General features: G+C 69.6%; 16 protein-coding genes, 1 tRNA gene and 1 other RNA gene. 13 read left to right on the top strand and 5 right to left on the bottom strand.

What is annotated here, in order from left to right; translation table 11 throughout:
* The first annotated feature begins 33 nt into the window (after positions 1-33).
* From SOM10_RS12415 to SOM10_RS12400, 4 genes are all read left to right on the top strand, one after another.
* Complete coding sequence (locus SOM10_RS12415) at positions 34-1,185, top strand: cystathionine gamma-synthase (protein ID WP_320490259.1); 1,152 nt, start codon at positions 34-36, stop codon at positions 1,183-1,185.
* A gap of 160 nt (positions 1,186-1,345) precedes the next feature.
* Positions 1,346-2,710 carry a multidrug effflux MFS transporter gene (locus SOM10_RS12410; protein ID WP_394194683.1) on the top strand — a complete coding sequence of 455 codons (1,365 nt, stop codon included), beginning with the start codon at positions 1,346-1,348 and terminating at the stop codon, positions 2,708-2,710.
* 30 nt (positions 2,711-2,740) lie between these two features.
* Positions 2,741-3,379 carry a phosphatase PAP2 family protein gene (locus tag SOM10_RS12405; protein WP_072591647.1) on the top strand — a complete coding sequence of 213 codons (639 nt, stop codon included), beginning with the start codon at positions 2,741-2,743 and terminating at the stop codon, positions 3,377-3,379.
* Positions 3,380-3,408: 29 nt separating this feature from the next.
* Positions 3,409-4,008 (top strand): GNAT family N-acetyltransferase, encoded by a 600-nt coding sequence (locus SOM10_RS12400; RefSeq protein WP_320490257.1) that lies wholly within the window; start codon positions 3,409-3,411, stop codon positions 4,006-4,008.
* A gap of 117 nt (positions 4,009-4,125) precedes the next feature.
* Here the strand turns inward: SOM10_RS12400 and SOM10_RS12395 are convergent.
* Positions 4,126-4,213: transfer RNA gene (locus SOM10_RS12395), tRNA-Ser, on the bottom strand.
* A gap of 244 nt (positions 4,214-4,457) precedes the next feature.
* Here SOM10_RS12395 and SOM10_RS12390 point away from each other — a divergent pair.
* Both SOM10_RS12390 and SOM10_RS12385 read left to right on the top strand, forming a co-directional pair.
* Complete coding sequence (locus SOM10_RS12390; protein WP_157538284.1) at positions 4,458-5,336, top strand: aminoglycoside phosphotransferase; 879 nt, start codon at positions 4,458-4,460, stop codon at positions 5,334-5,336.
* A 9-nt stretch (positions 5,337-5,345) separates the two neighbouring features.
* Positions 5,346-6,236 carry a rhodanese-related sulfurtransferase gene (locus SOM10_RS12385; protein ID WP_320490255.1) on the top strand — a complete coding sequence of 297 codons (891 nt, stop codon included), beginning with the start codon at positions 5,346-5,348 and terminating at the stop codon, positions 6,234-6,236.
* A gap of 39 nt (positions 6,237-6,275) precedes the next feature.
* On the opposite strand, the gene SOM10_RS12380 is transcribed toward SOM10_RS12385, so the two are convergent.
* The 4 genes from SOM10_RS12380 to SOM10_RS12365 form a co-directional block, all read right to left on the bottom strand.
* The gene (locus tag SOM10_RS12380; protein WP_320490254.1) at positions 6,276-8,531 is read right to left on the bottom strand and encodes a DUF3488 and transglutaminase-like domain-containing protein; all 2,256 of its coding nucleotides are present in this window, start codon (positions 8,529-8,531) and stop codon (positions 6,276-6,278) included.
* Positions 8,518-9,729, bottom strand: coding sequence for a DUF58 domain-containing protein (locus tag SOM10_RS12375; protein ID WP_295103064.1), 1,212 nt, complete (start codon positions 9,727-9,729; stop codon positions 8,518-8,520). The genes SOM10_RS12380 and SOM10_RS12375 overlap by 14 nt, the downstream gene beginning before the upstream one ends.
* Before the next feature lie 13 nt (positions 9,730-9,742).
* Positions 9,743-10,732 (bottom strand): MoxR family ATPase, encoded by a 990-nt coding sequence (locus SOM10_RS12370; protein WP_320490252.1) that lies wholly within the window; start codon positions 10,730-10,732, stop codon positions 9,743-9,745.
* An 87-nt stretch (positions 10,733-10,819) separates the two neighbouring features.
* Positions 10,820-13,729: a DEAD/DEAH box helicase family protein gene (locus SOM10_RS12365; RefSeq protein ID WP_320490250.1), complete on the bottom strand. Its 2,910-nt coding sequence runs from the start codon at positions 13,727-13,729 to the stop codon at positions 10,820-10,822.
* A gap of 50 nt (positions 13,730-13,779) precedes the next feature.
* Here SOM10_RS12365 and ffs point away from each other — a divergent pair.
* The 7 genes from ffs (at position 13,780) to SOM10_RS12330 (ending at position 22,073) form a co-directional block, all read left to right on the top strand.
* Positions 13,780-13,876, top strand: an RNA gene (gene ffs, locus SOM10_RS12360) — signal recognition particle sRNA small type.
* A gap of 43 nt (positions 13,877-13,919) precedes the next feature.
* Entirely contained in the window at positions 13,920-14,537 is a 618-nt protein-coding gene (locus SOM10_RS12355; RefSeq protein WP_232224462.1) for a rhomboid family intramembrane serine protease, read from the top strand.
* Positions 14,534-15,268, top strand: coding sequence for a hypothetical protein (locus tag SOM10_RS12350; RefSeq protein ID WP_320490248.1), 735 nt, complete (start codon positions 14,534-14,536; stop codon positions 15,266-15,268). The genes SOM10_RS12355 and SOM10_RS12350 overlap by 4 nt, the downstream gene beginning before the upstream one ends.
* A gap of 60 nt (positions 15,269-15,328) precedes the next feature.
* Positions 15,329-17,452: a phosphate acetyltransferase gene (gene pta, locus SOM10_RS12345; RefSeq protein WP_056279828.1), complete on the top strand. Its 2,124-nt coding sequence runs from the start codon at positions 15,329-15,331 to the stop codon at positions 17,450-17,452.
* Positions 17,449-18,669 (top strand): acetate/propionate family kinase, encoded by a 1,221-nt coding sequence (locus tag SOM10_RS12340; protein ID WP_072591638.1) that lies wholly within the window; start codon positions 17,449-17,451, stop codon positions 18,667-18,669. Before pta ends, SOM10_RS12340 begins: the two co-directional genes overlap by 4 nt.
* Before the next feature lie 54 nt (positions 18,670-18,723).
* Entirely contained in the window at positions 18,724-19,572 is an 849-nt protein-coding gene (locus SOM10_RS12335; protein WP_400341846.1) for an HAD-IA family hydrolase, read from the top strand.
* Positions 19,569-22,073 (top strand): glycoside hydrolase family 65 protein, encoded by a 2,505-nt coding sequence (locus tag SOM10_RS12330; protein WP_056279834.1) that lies wholly within the window; start codon positions 19,569-19,571, stop codon positions 22,071-22,073. Before SOM10_RS12335 ends, SOM10_RS12330 begins: the two co-directional genes overlap by 4 nt.
* The last annotated feature ends 1 nt before the right edge of the window (position 22,074 follow it).

Here is a 22,074-nt window from a genome sequence, read left to right as displayed (position 1 = left end):
TGCGGTCGCCGGAGCGGACGTAGGCTGAGGGACATGTCCGAGCATGCCTTCGCCACCAGAGCCATCCACGCAGGTCAGGCGCCTGACCCGACCACCGGGTCGATCATCCCGCCGATCTATCAGGCCTCGACGCATGTGCAGGACGGCATCGGCGGGTTCCGAGACGGGTACGAGTACAACCGAGCCGGCAACCCGACACGGTCATCGCTCGAGACGCAGCTCGCCGCACTCGAAGGCGGCGCGAGCGCGCTGTCGTTCGCGTCGGGGCTCGCTGCGGAGGATGCGCTGCTGCGCGGCATCCTCCGACCGGGCGATCACATCGTGCTCGGAAACGACGTCTACGGCGGCACCTACCGCCTGCTCACCAAGGTGCTCGCGCCCTGGGGCATCGAGACCACGACGGTCGAGCTGTCGGACGTCGACGAGCTGCGCGCGGCGATCCGGCCCGAGACGAAGATCGTCTGGGTCGAGACGCCCAGCAACCCGCTGCTGAAGATCGTCGACATCGAGCTCATCGCCGAGATCGCCCACGCGGCCGGGGCGATCGCCGTCGTCGACAACACCTTCGCCTCACCGGCACTGCAGCAGCCGCTCTCGCTCGGCGCCGATCTCGTCGTGCACTCCACCACGAAGTACCTGGGCGGGCACTCCGACGTGCTGGGCGGTGCTGTCGTGTTCCGCGACGACCGTTTCTTCGAGCAGGTCAAGTTCCAGCAGTTCGCGGTGGGTGCGGTCTCCGCGCCTCTCGACGCCTGGCTCACGACCCGCGGCATCAAGACGCTCGCGGTGCGGGTGCGCCAGCACTCCGAGAACGCGCAGGCCATCGCCGAATGGGCAGCCGGCCGCCCGGAGTTCGCGACCGTGTACTACCCGGGGCTCGCCTCTCACCCGGGGCACGACGTCGCCACGCGGCAGATGAGCGGGTTCGGCGGGATGCTGTCACTCGGTCTCTCCGCCGGTGCCGATGCAGCCAAGTCGTTCGCGGAATCGACCGAGCTGTTCCAGCTCGCGGAGTCCCTCGGCGGTGTCGAGTCGCTGATCGGATACCCGCCGGACATGACCCACGCCTCGGTGCGGGGCACCGCGCTCGCCGTGCCCGAGAACGTCGTTCGGCTGTCCGTCGGCATCGAGGGCGTCGACGACCTGATCGCCGACCTCGAGCAGGGGCTCGCTCGCCTGGGCTGACCCCTCAGCGTCGATGGCGCACGCAGGTGGGCGCGAGCGGGCTGTAGCATGGAGACTTCGCCCGGATCGAATCGATTCGACTTCCGTCGCGGACTCGGCCGCTCTCGCGACGTGATCCCTCGCGACTCACCTGATCCCCTCCAACTCCGGAAGGACCGTCGTGCCCGACGCTCCACGCACTGACTCCATCCCGACCGCCCCCGCTCCCGAGCGGACCGCCACGGGCAGCATCCGCATCCCGTCGTCGACGGGCGCGATCCGCACGCTCGGCTCGAACCCGGCCACCGCGCCGATCATGCTGCACCCCGGCGACTCGATCTCGAACGGCCGCCGAGCCCTGTACATCGTGCTGCTCGGCGCGCTCACCGCGCTCGGCCCGTTCACGATCGACCTGTATCTGCCTGCCTTCCCGGTGCTGGAGCAGGACTTCGAGACCACGGCGGCAGCGATCCAGCTGACCCTGACGGGCACGATGATCGGCTTCGCGCTCGGCCAGCTCGTCGTGGGGCCGCTCAGTGACAAAGTGGGCCGCCGTATCCCGCTGATCGTCGTGACAGCGCTGCACGTGCTCGCCAGTGCGGCGGCGGCGTACGCGCCCACCCTTCCGCTGCTCAGCGGCGCGCGAGTCTTGATGGGCGTGGGAGCGGCCGCGGGCGGCGTCGTCGCCATGGCCATCGTCCGCGATCTGTTCGGCGGCCGCAGGCTCGTGGTGATGCTGTCGCGGCTCGCCCTCGTGTCGGGCGTCGCCCCGGTGATCGCCCCGCTGATCGGCTCATGGCTGCTCACGCTGATGCCGTGGCGCGGCATCTTCGTCGTGCTGGCCCTGTACGGCGTCGTGATGCTCGTGTCGGCCATCGTCTTCATCCCCGAGACGCTGCCGATCGCACGCCGCCAGGAGAAGGGCGGCGCGACAGTTATGCAGCGCTACCGCTCGGTGTTCTCCGATCGCGTCTTCATCGGCGTGCTGATCATCGGGGGCATGACCTTCTCGGGTCTGTTCTCGTACCTGTCTGCCTCGCCGTTCCTGTTCCAGCAGACGCACGGGCTCGACGCGCAGCAGTACGGTCTCCTGTTCGCGGTCAACTCGCTCGGTGTCGTCGCCGGCGTGCAGACGGCCTCGCGACTCGCCGCGCGCTTCGGACCGCAGTGGGTCATGGCCTACTCGACGGCGGTCCTGCTTCTCGCGGGTATCGCCATCATCGTGACCGATCAGCTCGGCCTCGGGCTGTGGGGCACGGTCATCCCGCTGTTCGTCTTCATGACGGCCTGTGGCTTCACCTTCCCGAACGTGCAGGTGCTCGCTCTCGACAGGCACGGCAAGGCGGCGGGCACCGCGGCGTCCGTGATCGGAGCCACGAACTTCGGCGTCGCAGGGCTGATCTCGCCGGTCGTCGGCTGGGTCTCTCAGGGTGCGGGGATCACCGCCACGACCATGGCCTCCGTGATGGTCGGATGCGCGGCCATCGGGGTCCTGTCACTGTGGCTGATCGTGCGTCCACGGACTGTCGGCATGCTGGCTCCCTGACTTTCAGCTTCCGACCGGCAGAATGGTCCGATGAGATCACGAACGCTGCTGTGGTGGGGAATAGGGATGCTCGTCGCGGCGACGCTCCTCGGAGCGGCGATCGTGTTCGGGTACACCGAGCCTCCCGGCTTCGACACCTGGTGGAACGAGACGATCAGCACGTACCGCACCGACGCGATGCTGTCGTTCGCGTTGGTGCTGAACAGCATCGGCGGCGGGTGGATAGCGATCCTGCTCGTTCCGCTGCTGCTGATCACCGCTCTTCTCGTGGCTCGGCGATGGCAGGCCGCCGTGTTCGCCGCTGTGGCGTTCCTCGCGAGCGCCGGCGCCGTGCAGCTGCTGAAGCACCTGTTCGGACGAGCGCGCCCGGAGGACATGATCGTCGTGAGCGACTACGGATCGTTCCCCTCGGGGCACGCCGCCAACGCGGCGACGATCGCGATGGTCCTGTGGCTGGTCTTCCCTCGCGTGTGGACCGCGATCCTCGGCATCCTCTGGGTGGTCGCGATGGCGCTCTCGCGTACTCTCCTGTCGGTGCACTGGGCCACCGACACGCTGGGCGGTGCGCTGGTCGGCGCCGGCGTCGTTCTCGTGCTGGGGGCCTGGCTGCTGCCGTGGGTGCAGTCGACGTCGCAGCGGGACGACCCCGCAGTCGCGCCGGTAGGCTGACACCGTCCACATCGCATCGAGGAGCAGCATTGTCGCGCATCCGTCCGTATCGTCCGTCCGACCGCGCCGCCCTCTACGACGTCTGCGTCAGGACTGCGGATGCCGGAGCCGACGCGACCGGGATCTTCTCGGACGACTCGCTCTGGGGTGACCTCTTCGCCGTGCCGTACGTCGAACGCCACCCCGACCTCGCCTGGGTCGTCGAGACCGACGACGAGCGCGTGATCGGCTACATCGTAGCGACGGACGACACGGATGCCTTCGCGACCTGGTTCCGCGACGAGTGGTGGCCTAGGCGACAGGAGCGGTACCCGAGGGTCGACGAGCCGAGCACCCGTGAGGATCGCATGATCGAATACGGCTATGCGCAGGCCCCGGGCCGGGACGCGAACGCGGAGGAGTACCCCGCGCACCTGCACATCGACCTCCTGCCCGAGACCCAGGGTCAAGGGCTCGGGCGCCAGCTGATCGAGACGCTCTTCAGCGAACTGCGCCGTCGCGGAGTGCGGGGGCTGCATCTGGGCATGGACCCGAACAACACGGGCGCCGCCGCCTTCTACACACGGCTGGGCATGACACCGCTCCCTGCGGAGCCGGGCGGACAGAGCTTCGGCGTGACGTTCGACTGAGTTCTCGGCCGGGCGGCGGGATTCCGGTGCTCGCTGCGCTCGCTCCTCCCCGAATCCCGCGGTGCTCGATAAAAAACATGAAGGGCCCCCGCTGGCGCGGAGACCCTTCATGCTTTTTGGCGGTGACGGCGGGATTCGAACCCGCGGTTGCTTGCACAACACACGCTTTCCAAGCGTGCTCCTTCGGCCGCTCGGACACGTCACCAAGGAACAACCTGAACAGTCTATCCGATCGGGTGGGCAGCCCATGACCAGCTCGTGTGAGGAGCATCATCCGGCGGGATGCTGCTCCACCGGTATGCGATGTGTCCGAGCCTTGCGCCCGCGAAGCGATGCTCTCTAGCCTCGAACGTAGACACTATGCAGTCATATAAGAGCGCACGGACCGGGTGTGTGAGCCCGGCCGCGCAGCCGACACCGATCGGCGAACTCGTCTCGGAAGGACGTTCATGGCGACAGACCCTCTGCCCACCGTGGCCAGCACTCCTGTGCGCACCGCGTTGCGCCTGGCACACTCCCGCGCTCTCGCAGACCTCGGCCTCGATGCGATCGGCCGTTCACGCTTCGGATGGCGCGACCGGTCGATCGGCTCAGCCGTCGAACGGGCCGGCTCCTCATACTGGTTGCGAGTCGTCTGGGCTCGAAGCGAGTGGGCGAGGAGCTCGTGGTGGGTCGGCAACCAGGACGCGATGACCATCACCGGGGTCGAGAAGCCCCGACTGATCGACGCGCGGGCGTGGGAGGAAGGACCGCTGGTGTATCGGGCCGACCTCATGAGCCTGCTTCCCGGTCGGGTGTGCGCTCCGACATCCGTGCTCGAGCGGACGCCCGGGCTGGACGAGACGTGGTGGACCGCGCTCGAACGCAACCTCGACGCCGTCGCGGCGACGCCGACGGAGCGCACCGTGCTCGATTCCGAGATCATGCGCCGCAGGATCGGCGTGTTCTTCGGCATCGACCTCGACGTCGACCAGGACGACTGGGTGGCGAGCCACGGCGACCTGCACTGGAACAACCTTCACCGGGAGCCGTTCGCGATCGCCGACTGGGAGTCCTGGGGTCTGGCGCCTCGCGGCTATGACCCGGCGTTCCTGCTCGGACACTCCCTGGCCGTTCCGCACGTGGCAGATCAGATCGCGCGGCGATTCCGTCGGGACCTCGAGACCGAGAGCGGCATCGTCTCTCAGCTGTACGTGATGACGAAGCTGCTCACGCGCGCGGACGCCGGAGAGCACGTCGGACTCGTGCCCGCGGTGCATCGTCACGTCGGGCGGCTTCTCGGCACTCGGGTGCCGCTGCGGCGTCGGGCTCCCGCTCGTGCGACGTAGGATCTCTGGGTGGCAACCCCCAAGATCGTCCTCTTCTACGTCTTCACCCCGCTCGCCGATCCGGATGCGATCCGAGTGTGGCAGCGCGACCTCGGCGAAGCGCTCGGGCTGCGCGGACGGCTCCTCATCTCGAAGGACGGAGTCAACGGCACGTTGGGCGGTGACCTTCTGTCGCTGAAGAAATGGGCGCGGTCATTCCGGTCTTATGCGCCGTTCAAGAACGCCGACATCAAGTGGAGCGAAGGCACCGGCGTCGACGCCGATGGTCGTAGCGTCGACTTTCCGAAGCTCAGCGTCAAGGTGCGCGACGAGATCGTGTCGTTCGGAGCACCGGGCGAACTGCGGGTCGATGAGAACGGGGTCATCGGCGGCGGCACTCGGCTCACACCGGAAGAGCTGCACGAGCTGATGGGGGAGCGAGGCGACGAGGTCGTGTTCTTCGACGGACGCAACGCGCTCGAAGCGCAGATCGGCCGCTTCCGGGGAGCGGTCGTTCCCGACACCGAGACGACTCGCGACTTCGTGCAGCTGCTCGACTCGGGTGCCTACGACGACCTCAAAGGCAAGCCGGTCGTCACCTACTGCACGGGCGGCATCCGCTGCGAGGTGCTCTCGAGCCTGATGACAGCCCGCGGCTTCGGCGAGGTGTACCAACTCGAGGGCGGCATCGTCCGCTATGGCGAGCAGTACGGTGACGACGGCCTCTGGGAGGGGTCGCTCTACGTGTTCGACAAGCGCGGCTCCGTCGACTTCTCCGACCACGCGGCCGTCATCGGCGAGTGCGTCGGCTGCGGTGTGCCCACCAAGCGCACCGCGAACTGCCCGGACCCCGCCTGCCGCACCCAGTTCGTCGTCTGCGAATCCTGCGACTCGGTGCGCTGCGAGCTGCACGCCGCCTGATCCCCTCGCCACCACCTTCGGCAGTCGCGGTACGACGACTCAGACGAGCAGCGGCACGTCGGTGCGGCGGCTGACGAAGAGCGATCGCGGCAGCAGGAACGCGTGGACCCTCGTCCAGCGATCGACGCTGCGGCGCAGTTGAGCCGTCACATCGATCAGAGCGGCGTCGAGATCTCGGGCCGCGCTCGCCGAGGGGCGCGCATAGCTCGCCTGCTCGACTGCGGCGACGAGCACTCTGATGGCGTCGGCATTCACGCCGCTGTCTCTCACGAGGTCATCGCCGCGCATGCGAGGGGTCTCGGCGTCCGACAGGGGTACGCGCAGATCCTGCATGGTCGCCCGCAGCTCGGCCCACGCGGCTCCGGCGTCACCGTCCCGCGCGCGCCCGCGTCGCGCGAACCGCAGCGCGAGACGGGCGAATGCGGGAATCAGCAGCACCACCAGCACACCGAGCGTCGTCAGTACGACGGGAGTGGGGTCGAGCTGACGACGCTCCCCGGTCGCGCCCGCGTTGTCGCCGGCATCCTCACGCTCGAGCTCCGGTCCCGAGGTCTGCTCGGTGCTGGGAGCCGCCGTCGGAGCGGGCGTCGCGGCGCCGCCCGTGCCCCCGCCCGTCGTCGCCGCGGCGCTGAAGGCCGTCGGAACCCCGAGAGACGCCGTCGGTTCGAACGGGACCCAGCCGACGCCGGGGAAGAGGACCTCGGGCCATGAGTGCAGCTGGTCGCTCGAGACCGAGTACACCGCCTCATCGCCGCGCGTCGTCTCGGTCAGCGCCCCGGGGAGGTACCCGACGACGATGCGCACCTCCATGTCGAGGCTCTCCGCCATGAGTGCGAACGCCCCGGCGAAGTGGATGCAGTATCCCGACCGCACCTCGAGGAACTCGGCGACCGCATCGGCTCCGGTGCCGTCGAAGCCCTCGTCGACCGGGGTCTCGAGAGAGTAGGCGAACTGGCTCCGGAACCACGACTGGAGCGCGACCAAGCGGTCGTAGTCGTTCGTGGCGTCCGCCGTGACCTCGGCCGCCGTCTCGCCGATCACGTCCGGCAGGTCGACCGGCTCGGCGTCGGGGTCGACGATCGGCGAAGCGGCGGGAAGCGCGCGGATCTGCTCGAGAGTCGGTGAGACCTCGAGCGACCGCACCGTGTAGTCGTTGCCGACGGCATCCCCGTTGCGAGACGCGAGAGTGCGGTTCTCGGGGCTCACCCGCCAGGCGGCGGAAAGTCCCTGCACGCCGGTCGCGGGGTACGGCACGGGGAGCCATGAACTCGACATCCGGATCACGCGGATGGAGGTGTTCTGGTCGGTCGTCTCGATGTCGTCCGCCCACTCGTCGGGGCCGAATCCCTCGCTCTGCGCCTGCAGGTCACCGCGATCGGGCTCCCACACGCGCCCGTCGAACGACGACAGCGTCGTGAGTCGCAGGTAGGGCGCGGTGTCCGCCGTCGTCGCCAACGTGAGCACCTCGACAGGGTTCGGCTGTCGCAGGTCATCGCCGAGGCGCAGCGACGCATCGACGGTGACCCCCGTACCTGTACCCGTGAGAGTGGCCGAGACCGGCAGCACCGGTGCGACGATCACCGTCGCCGCGAGCGCAGCGACGCCGACGCCGGCGGCGACCGCCACGGATGTCCGCCGCGGCGAATCGGGATTCTGCGCCGCCGTGTACCGCAGCAGCACGAGGATCAGGATGCCGAGCAGCACGAACCAGACGACGTTCACACCCCCGAGAGTGGCGATCATCGGCAGGGATCCGACGACGGCGGTGAGGAGGCTGGCGAGGATCGCGCCGCGCTGGGCGACGAGCTGGTCGAGCAGGATGGCGACGACGCCGAACCCCAGGCCCATCACCGCCTGGAGCCCCGGTGATGCGGCGAGCGGGGCCGAACCGAACGCGATCTCCTCCCAGGCAGCGGCGGCGAGAGCCTGGAAGGTGTAGAACGTCGCTTCGGTGGGCACGACGCCGAACACCGCGGTGTCGCCCGCGACGAGCAGGATGACGGTGCCCATCACCACCAGGATCTGGACGGCGATCGTCACGAGGTCGCGTGCCCAGGCCGGACGGCCGCGCATCAGCGTGCGACACGTCATGCCCGTGAGCGCCGTGACGACGACCACGGCGAGGACCGCGAACGACCAGCTGCCGGGTTCGATGACCGAGGTGAACGGCCACATCGCGACGAGCCCCGCCGCCGCAGCCAGCACCGACGGCAGGACGGTGCCGACGGGCAGCTCATGCTCGCGGTGCCACGCCAGGCGGGATCCGCGTTCGGCCTGTCGTTCAGCTCGGGACATCGGTCGCTCCCCGGTGGTCCGCGGTGCCGCCGATGCGGTCGGGCAGCACGTCCTCCCACGCCTCTGCGATGTCGTCGCCGAGTCTCGCGAAGCGCCAGCCGTTCCGCTCGGCCGCCGCGACGACGCCGGTGCCCGGTGCGGTCGCGAACAGCATCGGCGCTGCCGCTCCGGACGGGCGCAGCAGGGCGGCATCCTCGTCGTCGATCTCGCCTGTGATGTAGACGAGCGGACCCGGAGGTGTGCCACCGACCAGAGTCGGGAGGTCGCGGGGCTCGCCGCGCGGGCCGACCAGCGCGAGGGCGACGAGAAGGCCGTCCCGATCGTCTTCGTGGCCGCGCAGCGTGCCCAGCAGAGTCCCGCCGCTGTCGATCACATCGACGCCGTATCCCTCCTGCACGAGGTGCACGGCGACGGAGGCGCACATCGACACCGCGGTCTCGAAAGCGGGGTCCTCGGCATCACCCGGGCGCGCCCAGCGTGCGGCGCTGCGGTCGAGGATCACGAGAGCGTCGGGGCTGGACTCCTCCTCTTCCTGCCGCACCATCAGCTGTCCGCGATGCGCGGTCGCCCGCCAATGGATGCGGCGCATCGAGTCGCCCGGGATGTAGCGGCGCGGCGAGAGATTGTCGCTGCCCTGCCCGAGCCGGCTCGAGGACGTGTGCGCGGTCCCGCCGGCGGCCCCGACCTTGACGGTCAGCGGCGCGAGCGTGAACACCTCAGGGACGACGGTGACCGTGCGCGTCTCGCCGAACGCCTGCTCGCGCTGCGCGAGACCGAACGGGTCGACGGTGCGCACCACCAGTGGGCCGATCGGCCACACGCCGCGACGGACGCCGGTGATCAGATAGGTCAGCTGGCCGGTCTCGGACGGGTACTCGCCCGCCGAGTCGCCGCTCACCGCGGGCGGTAGCACGTCGCGCCAGAGGCCGCGGGGAACGCGCAGGGCCCGCAGGGTGAAGCGCAGGGTCACTCGCGAGGTCTCCGACACGGTCAGCAGGTCGGTCGAGACCTGCCGCGTGACGGTGCCCGTGCGCCGCGGCAGTCGCACGACGAGAACCGAGAAGACGGTGAGCACGAGAAGGAGGATGCCGATGTAGAGGAGGATCGGCGCGCCCAGCATGTTCGCCGCGATCAGGCAGCCGAGACCGGAGAGGAGCGCACCCGTTCCCCGCAGGGTGAGGGTTCGACGGCGAGGCATGGCGAGCGGCGGGTCAGGAGCGCGCGGTCACGGGCACCCGCACGCGCTCGACGATCTGCCGCAGAGCCGCCTCGACCGGCTGGGCTCCGGCGCGGTGCGCGCCGCGGGCGGGAAGGAGTCGGTGGGCGAAGACCGGGACGATCAGCGCGGTCACGTCGTCCGGGATCACGAAGTCGCGTCCGTCGAGCGCCGCCCACACCTTCGCGGCGCGGATCAGCTGAAGAGTCGCCCTCGGGCTCGCACCCAGGTGCAGGTTCGGGTCGGCTCGGGTGGCCTGCGCCAGAGCGACCGTGTACTCCTCGAGCGCCGGCGCGACATGCACGGAGCGCGCCCAGGCGATCAGTCCCGAGACCGACGCCGCGTCGGCGACCGCTCGCACCGCGGCGAGCGGGTTCACGGTGTCTCGCTGTCGCAGCATGAGCGCCTCGGCCGCCGCATCCGGGTAGCCCATCGAGATGCGCATCATGAAGCGGTCGCGCTGTGCTTCGGGCAGCGCATAGGTCCCCTCCATCTCGAGCGGATTCTGGGTCGCGACGACCAGGAACGGATCGGGCAGCATGTGGGTCGACCCGTCGACCGTCACCTGCCCCTCCTCCATGGCCTCGAGCAGCGCCGACTGCGTCTTGGGTGACGAGCGGTTGATCTCGTCGGCGATCACGATGTGCGCGAAAACCGCGCCGCGTTTGAACTCGAACTCGCGATCGACGGGGTTGTAGACGCTCACGCCCGTCACATCGCCGGGGAGGAGGTCGGGAGTGAACTGGATGCGGCGGACGGTCGCATCCACGCTCGCGGCCAGCGCGCGTGCCAGCATCGTCTTGCCGACGCCTGGCACGTCCTCGATCAGCAGGTGTCCCTCGGCGAGCAGGCACACGAGCGCGCTCCGCACGGCATCCGGCTTGCCGTCGATCACCCGTCCGACGGACTCGACGATGGCAGACGTCTGCGCGGCGAACTGCTCGGCGTCGACAACGGCCGGGATCAGGGGCGGGTTCTCTGGCATGCGTTCCCTCTCGCGTGGGCGCTGCGGTGCGCGTGAACCGATCGTAACCCGGCTGCCTACGGTTGGGGTGAGAACCGGCGTCGGGCATCAGCCCCAGACACGAGCCCGGGGTTCTGCGGGGTCCACCCGGCTGTCGGCGCTGCGCGCGACACGCAGCAGGGCGAGTCCCTGCACCCCGCTCAGCTCGTGCAGTGAGCACGTGCCGATCAGGGCCCGCCAATGGTCGCAGAAGCGCTCGGCGTCTCCGCGCCGCCGGGCGATCAGGCGAGGCACTGCGAGAAGCGTGCGTCCGGGGGAGAGGCGGTCGGCGAGGCGTTCGAGCACCCGGACCCGCGGCAGCCCGGCCGCGTCGATGCGCAGCAGGAACCGGGGTGTGCGCACCGGTGCGAAGAGCTCCTCGACGGCATCGGCGATCACGCGTGCGTCCGAGACGGAGCCGCCGAGCTCGATGCGGATGCAGGTGGGGTCGGCGTCGTCCGGACGCGCAGTGATCGCTGACTCGTCGATCCGCCCGACGCGTCCTGCCTCCTCCAGCGTGCGGGCGACGGCGACCGCCGCGGCTCGGTAGATATCGGCCGGCCTCGAGCGATCGCGCAGAGAGCGGACGAGCATGCGCACAGCGGATGCCGTCGCAGCGACAGCGCCCCCGATCAGCGCGAGCGCGACCCCGAAGGCAGGGGCGAAGGAGACCCCGAAGAGCGCGAGCACGGTGACGAGCACGCCTGTCGTCGCGGCGCCGGCGAGGAAGCCGCCGACCGCTCCCGCCCTCGCCGTCTGCGCGGCGCGAAGCAGTGGGGCGCGGGTCGTCCGACGGATCGACACCGTCTCCCGTTCGTGGGCACGGTACGGCTCGCCGATCCGCCACTCCTCCCTCGTCCGACTCCGAGAGGGCCACTGCGCGCGCACGAGGGCGCCGAGATCCGCGATCGTCGTCGACGGGTCCTTGTCGAGCACACGAGTCCACGCCTCGACGGCGGGTGGGGTGAGCGCATGACCCAGTCCGCTGACGATGCGGCCGTCGCCCTCGGCGCTCAGGCCCCACAGATGCGAATGCCGACGACGGAGTCGCAGGGACTCGGACGCATCGTCGAGGTCGACGTGCGACGGGATCAGGCAGACGACCGACCAGTTGTGCGCGACCTTCTCGGGCCATGCCGGATCGAGCCTCAGGGTGCGCCCCCGCAGCTGCTGGGTGCCCGATGAGGTGGCCACGGTCGTGAGGTCGACGAGGGTGTTCACCGACGGGCAGTCCCAGCCTTCGCCGAGCAGCCCCCGGGTGCCGACGAGCAGGCGCACATCGCCTCGGCGGATCAGCTCGGACACGGCCGCGACGACTCGTCCGCTTCCGGCGGCGCGCACCTGCAGGTCGCGCACGGGACCGATGCCCTCCGCGATGCCGACCGGCTCGCCGAGCAGTTCGCCGAGCGCGACCGCGGTGTCGGCGGCGTCGTCGGCGCGGACACGCAGGTGCTGCGAGGTGAGCAGCACGGGGCGCAGTCGGGAGGTGACAGCGTCGACGGCGAGGAGGCCGAACGTGCGGAGCGCCCCGGCGGGTGCGTCACCGGCCAGACCGCGGCTGTTGCCGTGCTCGACGAAATCGGTCACGACGACCGCGCGGATCCTATCGCCGTCGGCGCCGGCGAGTTCTCGCTGGAGGATCTCGACGGCCGCGTGGTCCTTGGCGGCGGAGAACGCCAGAGTGGTCTCGATCGGGTTGCGGCCGCGTCGGATACCCCGGTCGGTCAGCGCGTACCCGAAGTCCGCGAGCGAGCGCCGCACGTACTCCCACTGGCGCACGGCAGAGGGATCCGAGAGCAGCCGTGCCTGGGCGAACCGTGACAGGACCGTCAGCAGGTCGTCGGTCGTGCATCGGTCGAGCAGGGCCGGCGGGATGGAGGCGATGAGCGGATGCTGCGGAGAGACCTCGCGCAGCACGAGAGCGCATGACCGGGTGAGGGCGAAGTCCGTCGCGAAGGCCCGGTCGAGGCGGGCGAGCGGAGTCTCGGCGAGAGAGGCGTCCTGCGGCTCTGCGGGTTGGAGGTGATGCTCAAGGTACGACAGCGCGTCGGGGGTCGACAGCACCTGCGTGATCAGGTCGTGCAGCAGCGATTCGTGCCGTCGGATGAACGCGGCCTCTTCGGGCAGGGGCTCGGTGAACATCACGTGATCGCGATACGGAGCCAGGTGGCCCTCCTTGACCACCGCCGGTGTCGGCACCTCGTAGTCGACCTCGCCGAGCAGGTGGCTGTAGTTCTCGTACTCGGTCTCGTCGTCGGGCGACGGCAGGGTCGCGGTGAGGCCGATCAGCGTCGGCTCCGCGCCGCTCTCTCGGATGCGGGCGACCAGATAGGCCACCACGATCGCCCAGTGGTCGAGCAGATGATGGCACTCGTCGAGCACGACCGTGCGCACCCCCGCCTCGACGAGTCGGTCGAGGAGCGCGACGGCGTTCGGGTGCAGCACGCGAGCGAGCTCCGAAGGGCGCTGGCGGGTGAAACGCGAACGCAGTCGGCGCGCACGACTGCGGATGCCGGAGCGGTGGCGGGCGGGGTTGTCGACTGCCAGCTCGGCGAGCCACGTCGCGGCATCCGCCTCGCTGCGGCCGCTCGCGACGAGTTCCTCCGTCCAGATCGCCCTGGCGAGGTCGTCGAAGGGTGAGCCGTCTCCCGTCACGCTGAGCAGCTGATAGGTGAGCACCGTCAGGTCGCCGAGACGCTCGGGATCATCCGAGACGGCCGCCGCGTCCGGCGCCAGCTCCGACGCGGTGCGCACCCACTGATGGCGGATGGTCACCGTCGGCGACAGCACGAGAGTGCGGTGGCCTTCGCGTGCGGCGAGCAGCAGGCCCAGCAGCGTCTTCCCGGAGCCTGGCGGAGCGACGATGTGCAGCGGGGCTGCTCCTCCCGGAGGGATCCGGTCGAGGACCTCGGCCTGGTAGGTGCGCAGCGTGCCCAAAAAATGCCACGTCGACAGGGGAGGGGCGGCGACGGGATCCATGACCTGCCCAGTCTGTCAAAGAGCAGGGGCAGACATCGGCTAGACTTGTCGACGGCTCTCCGCGTGGCGGCATCCAGGCCAATTCCCCCAGGGCGGAAACGCAGCAAGGGTAACCGGGCTCTGCTGGGTGCGCGGAGGGTCACTTTCTTTTTGTCAGGGTCCTCCGGGGCAGTCCTGACAGGATCGTGACGTGACAAGGCCCGACGTGACCCGCACCGCCGACTCCCCGCGCTCCAGCGCTCTCGGCCGTTTCGCGGCGCCTCTGCTGCTCGTCGCCCTGATGTGGCTCGTGCAGCTCGTCGACGCGATCCTCCCCGGGTCCTTCACGGGCTTCGGTCTTCGGTCCTGGGACCTCTCGGGTCTCGGTGGCATCGTGGTCGGGCCTCTCCTGCACGCGGATTGGGCGCACCTGATCGGCAACACCGTGCCGCTTCTCGTGCTCGGCAGCCTCGTCGCTGTCGAAGGCGCCCGCAGGTTCTGGACCGTCACCGCATTCGCCGCCGTGGTCGGCGGCCTCGGCACATGGCTCGTGAACGCGCCAGGAGCATTGACCGTCGGGGCATCAGGACTCGTCTTCGGATACTTCGGATACACCGTGATGCGGGTCTTCGCGCCGGGACGAGTCGCTCATCGCGTGCTCTATGCGATCGTCGCGCTCATCGTGATCGGACTCTACGGCGGCTCGATGCTCGCCGGCGTCGTCGGCGTTCGCGAGGGCATCTCGTGGCAGGCGCATCTGTTCGGTGCGATCGGGGGCGGCCTCGCCGCGTTCGTCGGCAGAGGCGGACGCGAGACCCGCAGCGTATGAGCTCTCGGGGCGCGACCACGAGGAAGACGCCGTCGACGAGGAAGACGGCGGCTCGCAGGAAGGCAGGCGCCCGCAAGGCGACTGACGGCAAGAGGGCGAGTCGGCAGCGCGCACGCACGCACCGCGCGTCGCCGCGACGTCGAGCGCAGCGGCGGATGCGGCGGGCGAAGGTGCTGCGACGCGTCGCACTCTCTGCGGCGGCGGTGATCGTGGTCGCGCTCGCCGCGGTGCTGATCCCGCTGGGACTCGCCCACGAGAAGCCGCTGGCGATCTGCATCTCCGATCCGACCACGTTCCCGGAGGCGGGTGTCGCGGGCTGGCAGGGGGAGCAGCTCGAGAACGCCGCGACCATCATGCAGACGGCGACCGCGCTCGGCTTCGGTCGAGACGGGCAGATCCTGGGCGTCATGACGGCGATGGGCGAGAGCAGCCTGAACAACATCGACTACGGCGACTGGGAGACGAGCGGGTTCACGAACCCCGACGGCAGCCGGACGACGAGCATCGGACTCTTCCAACAGCAGCACTGGTGGGGTTCGGCCGAGCAGCGCATGGACCCGGCGACCGCCGCGACGCTGTTCTACGAGCGCCTCGCGAGGGTCCCCGACTGGCAGTCGATGGATCCGTCGCTCGCGATCCACCGGGTGCAGATCAACCTCGACCCCACCTATTACACGCGCTACGCCTCGGACGCCGCAGCCGTGGTCGATGCGCTCTCGACGCCCTGCTGAGCTGTTTCGCACGGCTGTCAACCCAGCGAGATCATGAGGTCGTGCACCTAGGGTGGGACTGTGGCGCAGAGCATCTACATCACCTCGGCCGAAGGCCATACCGGTAAGTCGACCATCGCCCTCGGCGTGCTCGACGCGCTCATGCGCGTCACTCCGCGGGTCGGCGTCTTCCGCCCGATCGCCCGGTCGGTGACCGAGCGCGACGACGTGCTCGAGCTGCTGCTCGCCCACGACGGGGTGCACCTCGACTACGAGGACTGCATCGGCGTGACCTACGACGATGTGCGAGACGACCCCGACCGGGCGCTGTCGACCATCGTCGCCCGGTTCAAGGCGGTCGAAGCCCAGTGCGACGCGGTCGTCATCATCGGCAGCGACTACACCGATGTCGCCAGCCCCGCAGAGCTGGGGTACAACGCCCGGATCGCCGCGAACCTGGCGGCGCCCGTGCTGCTCGTGCTCAGCGGTCGCGATCAGCAGCGGCAGGCCGAGCAGCTGGGCACGACCACCGCCCGCACTCCCGCCGCGGTCGGACAGATCGGGGCGCTCGCGCTCGCCGAACTCGAGGTCGAGCGTGCGGAGCTGTTCGCGATCATCGTGAACCGGGCCGACCCCGATCGGCTCGACGACATCGAACAGGCCGTCGCGGCGGTGCGCCCGCAGAAGACCACGCCGGTGTGGGCGATCCCCGAGGACCGCACCCTGGTGGCACCGTCGATCGACGGCATCCTCGCCGCGGTCGACGGCCGGCTCATCAAGGGTGACCGCGACCGTCTCGCACGCGAGGCGCTGACGATCGTCGTCGCGGGCATGTCGATGGTGAACGTGCTTCCCCGGCTCACGGAGGAGTCGGTCGTGGTGATCCCCGCCGACCGCACCGAGGTGCTGCTCGCGACGCTGCTCGCGGATGCGTCCGGCACGTTCCCCCGAGTCGCCGGCATCATCCTGAACGGCCCCTTCCCGCTTCCCGAGCCGATCGTCCAGCTGCTCGACGGCTTCACCTCGACCGTGCCGATCATCGCGACCGACCTCGGCACCTACGACACCGCGGTGCGCGTGATGGGGGCCCGTGGCCGCATCTCGCCCGAGTCGCGGGGCCGCTACGACCGGGCGCTGGGGCTCTTCCAGACCCACGTCGACATCGCCGAGCTCACCACTCAGCTGGGTCTCGCGGAGTCGCGCGTCGTGACTCCGCTGATGTTCGAGTACGGCCTCATCGAGCGAGCACGCTCCGACCGTCGACGCATCGTGCTGCCGGAGGGCGATGACGACCGCATCCTCCGAGCGGCGGCGACCCTGTTGGCCCGGGAGGTCGCGGATCTCACGATCCTCGGCGACGAGTCGGCGGTCAGGGCTCGGGCGGTCGAGCTGGGCGTCGACATCTCGGCGGCCCAGGTGATCAGCCCGAACGATCCCGAGATGGTCGAGCGCTTCGCGGCCGAGTACGCGCGGCTGCGGGCGCACAAGGGCATCACGTTGGCCCAGGCCGCCGACACGGTCACCGACGTGTCGTACTTCGGCACGATGATGGTCCACCTGGGCCTCGCGGACGGCATGGTCTCGGGTGCCGCGCACACGACGGCGCACACGATCCGCCCGTCGTTCGAGATCATCAAGACCAAGCCGGGCGTCACCGTCGTGTCGAGCGTCTTCCTCATGGCGCTCGCCGACCGGGTGCTCGTCTACGGCGACTGCGCGGTGATCCCGGATCCGACGAGCGAGCAGCTGGCCGACATCGCGATCTCGTCGGCAGCGACCGCACAGCAGTTCGGCATCGAGCCGCGCATCGCGATGCTGTCGTACTCGACGGGGGAGTCCGGCTCGGGTGCCGACGTCGACAAGGTCAGAGCCGCGACCGCACTCGTGCACGAGCGTGCACCCGAGCTGCTCGTCGAAGGCCCGATCCAGTACGACGCCGCGGCCGACGCAGCGGTGGCGAAGGCGAAGCTCCCCGACTCGGCGGTGGCAGGGCGGGCGACCGTCTTCGTCTTCCCCGACCTGAACACCGGTAACAACACGTACAAGGCGGTGCAGCGATCGGCGGGTGCCGTCGCGATCGGCCCCGTGCTGCAGGGTCTCAACAAGCCGATCAACGACCTCTCGCGCGGTGCCCTGGTCGACGACATCGTCAACACCGTCGCGATCACGGCGATCCAGGCGCAGTCCGAAGGAGCGACCGCATGAGCGCGATCCTCGTCATCAACAGCGGTTCCTCGTCGCTCAAGTACAGCCTGATCGACATCGAGAACGAGAACGAGCTCGCGACGGGACTCATCGACCGGATCGGACAGGACCTCAGTGCCGTCCGCCACACGGTGCGTCCGGATGCCGGAGGGGATGCCGTCGTCACGATGCTCGATGCCTCGTACGACTCCGAGCAGCCCGTAGCCGATCACGATGCCGCGTTCACGGTGATGCTCGACCAGTTCGCCGAGCACGGTCCGCTGCTCGACGAGCATCCGCCCGTCGCAGTCGGACACCGGGTGGTGCACGGCGGGGCACGGTTCTACGCACCCACCCTCGTCACACCGAACGTCGAGGAGCAGATCGAGGAGCTCTCGGTGCTCGCCCCGCTGCACAACCCCGCGAACCTCGCCGGGATCGTCGCGGCGAGGGCGGTGTTCTCCGGCGTCCCGCACGTCGCCGTGTTCGACACGGCGTTCCATCAGACACTGCCTCCGGCCGCCTACACCTATGCGATCGACGCAGAGCTCGCCGCGGAGCACCGGGTGCGCCGATACGGATTCCACGGCACCAGCCACCAGTTCGTGAGCGAGTCGGCCGCCGCGTTCCTCGGGCGCGACCTCGGCACACTCCGCCAGCTCGTCTTCCATCTCGGCAACGGCGCCTCGGTGACCGCGATCGAGGGTGGCCGATCGGTGGAGACCTCGATGGGGCTCACTCCGCTCGAGGGGCTCGTCATGGGGACCCGGTCCGGCGATCTCGATCCTGCGGCCCTCGTGCACCTCTCGCGTCGAGCCGGGTACTCGATCGACGATCTCGATGCGCTCCTCAACACGCGCAGTGGGCTCAAAGGCCTCGCAGGGCGCAGCGACATGCGCGACATCCTCGCGGGCAGGGAAGCGGGAGATGCGGCGGCGACGCTCGCGTTCGACGTCTACATCCACCGGCTCAGGGCGTATGCGGGGTCGTACATCGCGCAGCTCGGCGGAGTCGACGTGATCTCCTTCACCGCGGGGGTCGGCGAGAACGCAGCGGCCGTGCGCGCGGAAGCGATGGCGACGCTCGGATTCGCCGGCGTGGAGATCGATCACGGGCGCAATGCCGCACGCCAGCGCGGAGTCCGGCGGATCTCGACGGACGCGTCCAGAGTCGCTGTGCTCGTGGTGCCCACGAACGAAGAGCTCGAGATCGCCCGGCAGACGTTCCGTCTGCTCTGACCGATACGCCCTCGGGGGTTACCGCTCGGTGCCGAGCCGCACTACGCTTGCACAGTGGCACGGAGAGGTGCCGGAACCCTCGTCCTTCTCCTGGAGGCTGCTGTGCCCGAAGCCCTGCCCGATCCGCTCCGCGCCGAAGGCGTCCTGTTCGATCTCGACGGCGTGCTGACGCCGACCGCCGAAGTGCACATGCGCGCGTGGAAGGTCGTCTTCGACGACGTGTTCGAGCGCTGGGGCATCACTCCTCCGTATTCGGATGCCGACTACTTCGACTACGTCGACGGCAAGAAGCGCTATGACGGCGTGGCCAGTCTGCTGCGCAGCCGCAACGTCGAGATCCCCTGGGGTGCGGTCGACGACCCGCCCGAGGCCGAGACGATCTGCGGCATCGGCAACCGCAAGAACGCCGCGTTCGCCGAGTCCCTGCGTGGCGAGGGCATCGCCCCGTTCCCCGGATCGCTCGCACTCGTCGAGAAGCTCTCCGCCGCCGGCATCCCGCTCGGTGTCGTCTCGAGCTCCAAGAACGCCGAAGAGGTGCTGGCTGCCGCCGGCATCCGCTCGTTCTTCCGCATCGTGGTCGACGGTGTCGTCGCAGAGCGCGAGAACCTCGCCTCCAAGCCCGCCGCCGACATGTTCAGCGCCGGCGCCGTGGCGCTGGGCGTCGACCCGGCCCGCAGCATCGCCGTCGAGGACGCGACCTCGGGCGCGGCCTCTGCCGCCGCAGCCGGATTCGCCACCGTCGTCGGCGTCGACCGCGGCACCGGGGCCGACGCGCTGCGCGCCGCCGGCGCGACGGTCGTCGTCGACGATCTCGACGTGTTCCTCGACCCCGCGGCCGACGAGTCCGCGCCGTCCGACTCCGCCGCTCAGGCACCCCGCTCCGACAACGAGGAGACCGCATGATCGACCGCGACCGCTTCCCCGTAGACCCCTGGCGCCTCATCGAGACGCGTTACTCCGAAGACGGGGTCGCCGAGACCCTGTTCGCCGTCGGCAACGGCTACCTCGGACTCCGGGGCAACCACATCGAGGGGCGCGGCGCCCACGAGCACGGCACCTTCATCAACGGACTGCACGAGACGTGGCCGATCCGGCACGCCGAGCAGGCCTACGGCTTCGCCGAGGTGGGTCAGACGATCGTCAACGCCCCCGATGCCAAGGTCATGCGCGTCTATGTCGATGACGAGCCGATCTCGTTCGACGAGGCGGACGTGCGCGAGTACCGCCGCACGCTCGACATGCGCACCGGCGTGCTCGAGCGCACCGTGGTGTGGGAGACCCCGTCGGGCAAGCGCGTGCGGATGCGCGATGAGCGCATCGTCAGCTTCGAGGAGCGCCACCTCGCCGTGCTGCGACTCGAGGTCGTCGTCGAGAACGCCGACGCCCCGGTCACCGTCAGCTGCCAGATGATCAACCGCCAGGACGGTGCCGGCGTGTACGCGGGCACCCCGAACCAGGCCAAGGGCGGATTCGATCCGCGCAAGGCCGAGAAGATCGCCGAGCGCGTGCTCGAGCCCGGCGAGTACTGGCAGGACGGACTGCGCTCCGCGCTGTCCTACAGCGTCGCGGCATCAGGCATGACGGTCGCAGTGGTCGCCGACCACATCATCGAGACCGAGAACGACTACACCTCGCGCACTCTCATCGAGGCGGACATCTCGAAGAACGTGTTCCGGGTGCAGGCGAAGGCCGGCGTGCCCATCACGGTCACCAAGCTCGTCAGCTACCACACCTCCCGCGGTGTGCCGGCCCGTGAGCTCGTCGACCGCTGCCGTCGATCCCTCGACCGCGTCGCGGTCGAGGGCGTCCAGGCGCAGTTCGATCGACAGGCCGAGTGGCTCGCTGCCTTCTGGGCTCGCAGCGACGTGCAGATCGGCGGACAGGACGACATCCAGCAGGCGACCCGCTGGTGCCTCCTGCAGCTCGCACAGGCCTCGGCCCGCGCCGACGGAACCGGCGTGCCCGCGAAGGGCGTCTCGGGTTCGGGATACAGCGGACACTACTTCTGGGACACCGAGATCTACGTGCTCCCGTTCCTCACCTACACGTCGCCGCAGTGGGCGCGCAACGCGCTCCGGGCGCGAGTGCTCATGCTTCCGGCGGCTCGCCGACGGGCCGCGCAGCTCAACGAGGCGGGCGCGCTGTTCCCGTGGCGCACGATCAACGGCGAAGAGGCCTCCGCCTATTACGCGGCCGGCACGGCGCAGTACCACATCAACGCCGACGTCAGCTTCGCGCTCGGCAAGTACGTGCGCGCGACGGGCGACGACGACTTCCTGCGGCGTGAGGGCATCGACATCGCGATCGAGACGGCGCGACTGTGGGCGACACTCGGGTTCTGGCGCACCTCGCGCCTCGTCGCCGACACGAAGGACGACGACGGCATCGAGACCTTCCACATCCACGGTGTGACAGGTCCTGACGAGTACACCACCGTCGTCAACGACAACCTCTACACGAACGTCATGGCGCGCTACAACCTGCGCTACGCGGCGAAGGTCGTTCGTGAGGCGCAGGAGGCCAACGGCGAGGAGTTCGCCAGGGTCGTCGAGCGCACCGGACTCGCCGAGGGCGAGGCGGAAGGCTGGGAGCGCGCCGCCGACGCGATGTTCATCCCGTTCAGCGAACGGCTCGGCATCCACCCGCAGGACTCGCTGTTCCTCGAGCGCGAGGTCTGGGATCTGGCGCACACGCCGAAGGAGCAGCGACCGCTGCTGCTGCACTTCCACCCGCTCGTCATCTACCGGTTCCAGGTGCTCAAGCAGGCGGATGTCGTGCTCGCGCTGTTCCTGCAGGGCAACCACTTCACGCCGGAGGAGAAGAAGGCCGACTTCGACTACTACGACCCGCTGACCACGGGCGATTCGACGCTGTCGGCCGTCGTGCAGTCGATCCTCGCCGCCGAGGTGGGCTACCAGGATCTCGCTCTGCAGTACTTCCGGCAGTCGCTGTTCGTCGACCTGCACGACCTGCACCACAACGCGGCGGACGGTGTGCACGTCGCGTCGGCCGGAGGCGTGTGGACCGCTCTCGTCTGCGGTTTCGGCGGTATGCGCGACTATGCCGGCGAGCTCAGCTTCGACCCGCGGCTGCCCGCCGACTGGCCGTCGCTGTCGTACCCGCTGCAGTGGCAGGGGGCCTCTCTGCAGGTCACGCTCACGACGGGTGAGCTGCGCGTGCGAGTGCTCTCCGGAGACCCGGTGCCATTCACGGTGCGCGATGTGGCATACATCGCCACGACCGAGCAGGAGGTCGTCGTCCCACTCGCGGATCAGGGACCGCTCATCCCCGGTCGCCCGTCGCTGCGGCAGTTCGCCGACGCGCTGCGCGAGGACGGCACGCGGCTGTCCGCATCCGTCCCGGTGATCACGACCGCCATCCCCATCATCGAGCCGATCGACTGAG

The sequence above is a fragment of the Microbacterium sp. CFBP9023 genome (assembly GCF_034045055.1).
In the GTDB taxonomy this organism is placed as follows: domain Bacteria; phylum Actinomycetota; class Actinomycetes; order Actinomycetales; family Microbacteriaceae; genus Microbacterium.
This window is presented reverse-complemented; position numbering and strand designations above follow the sequence as displayed.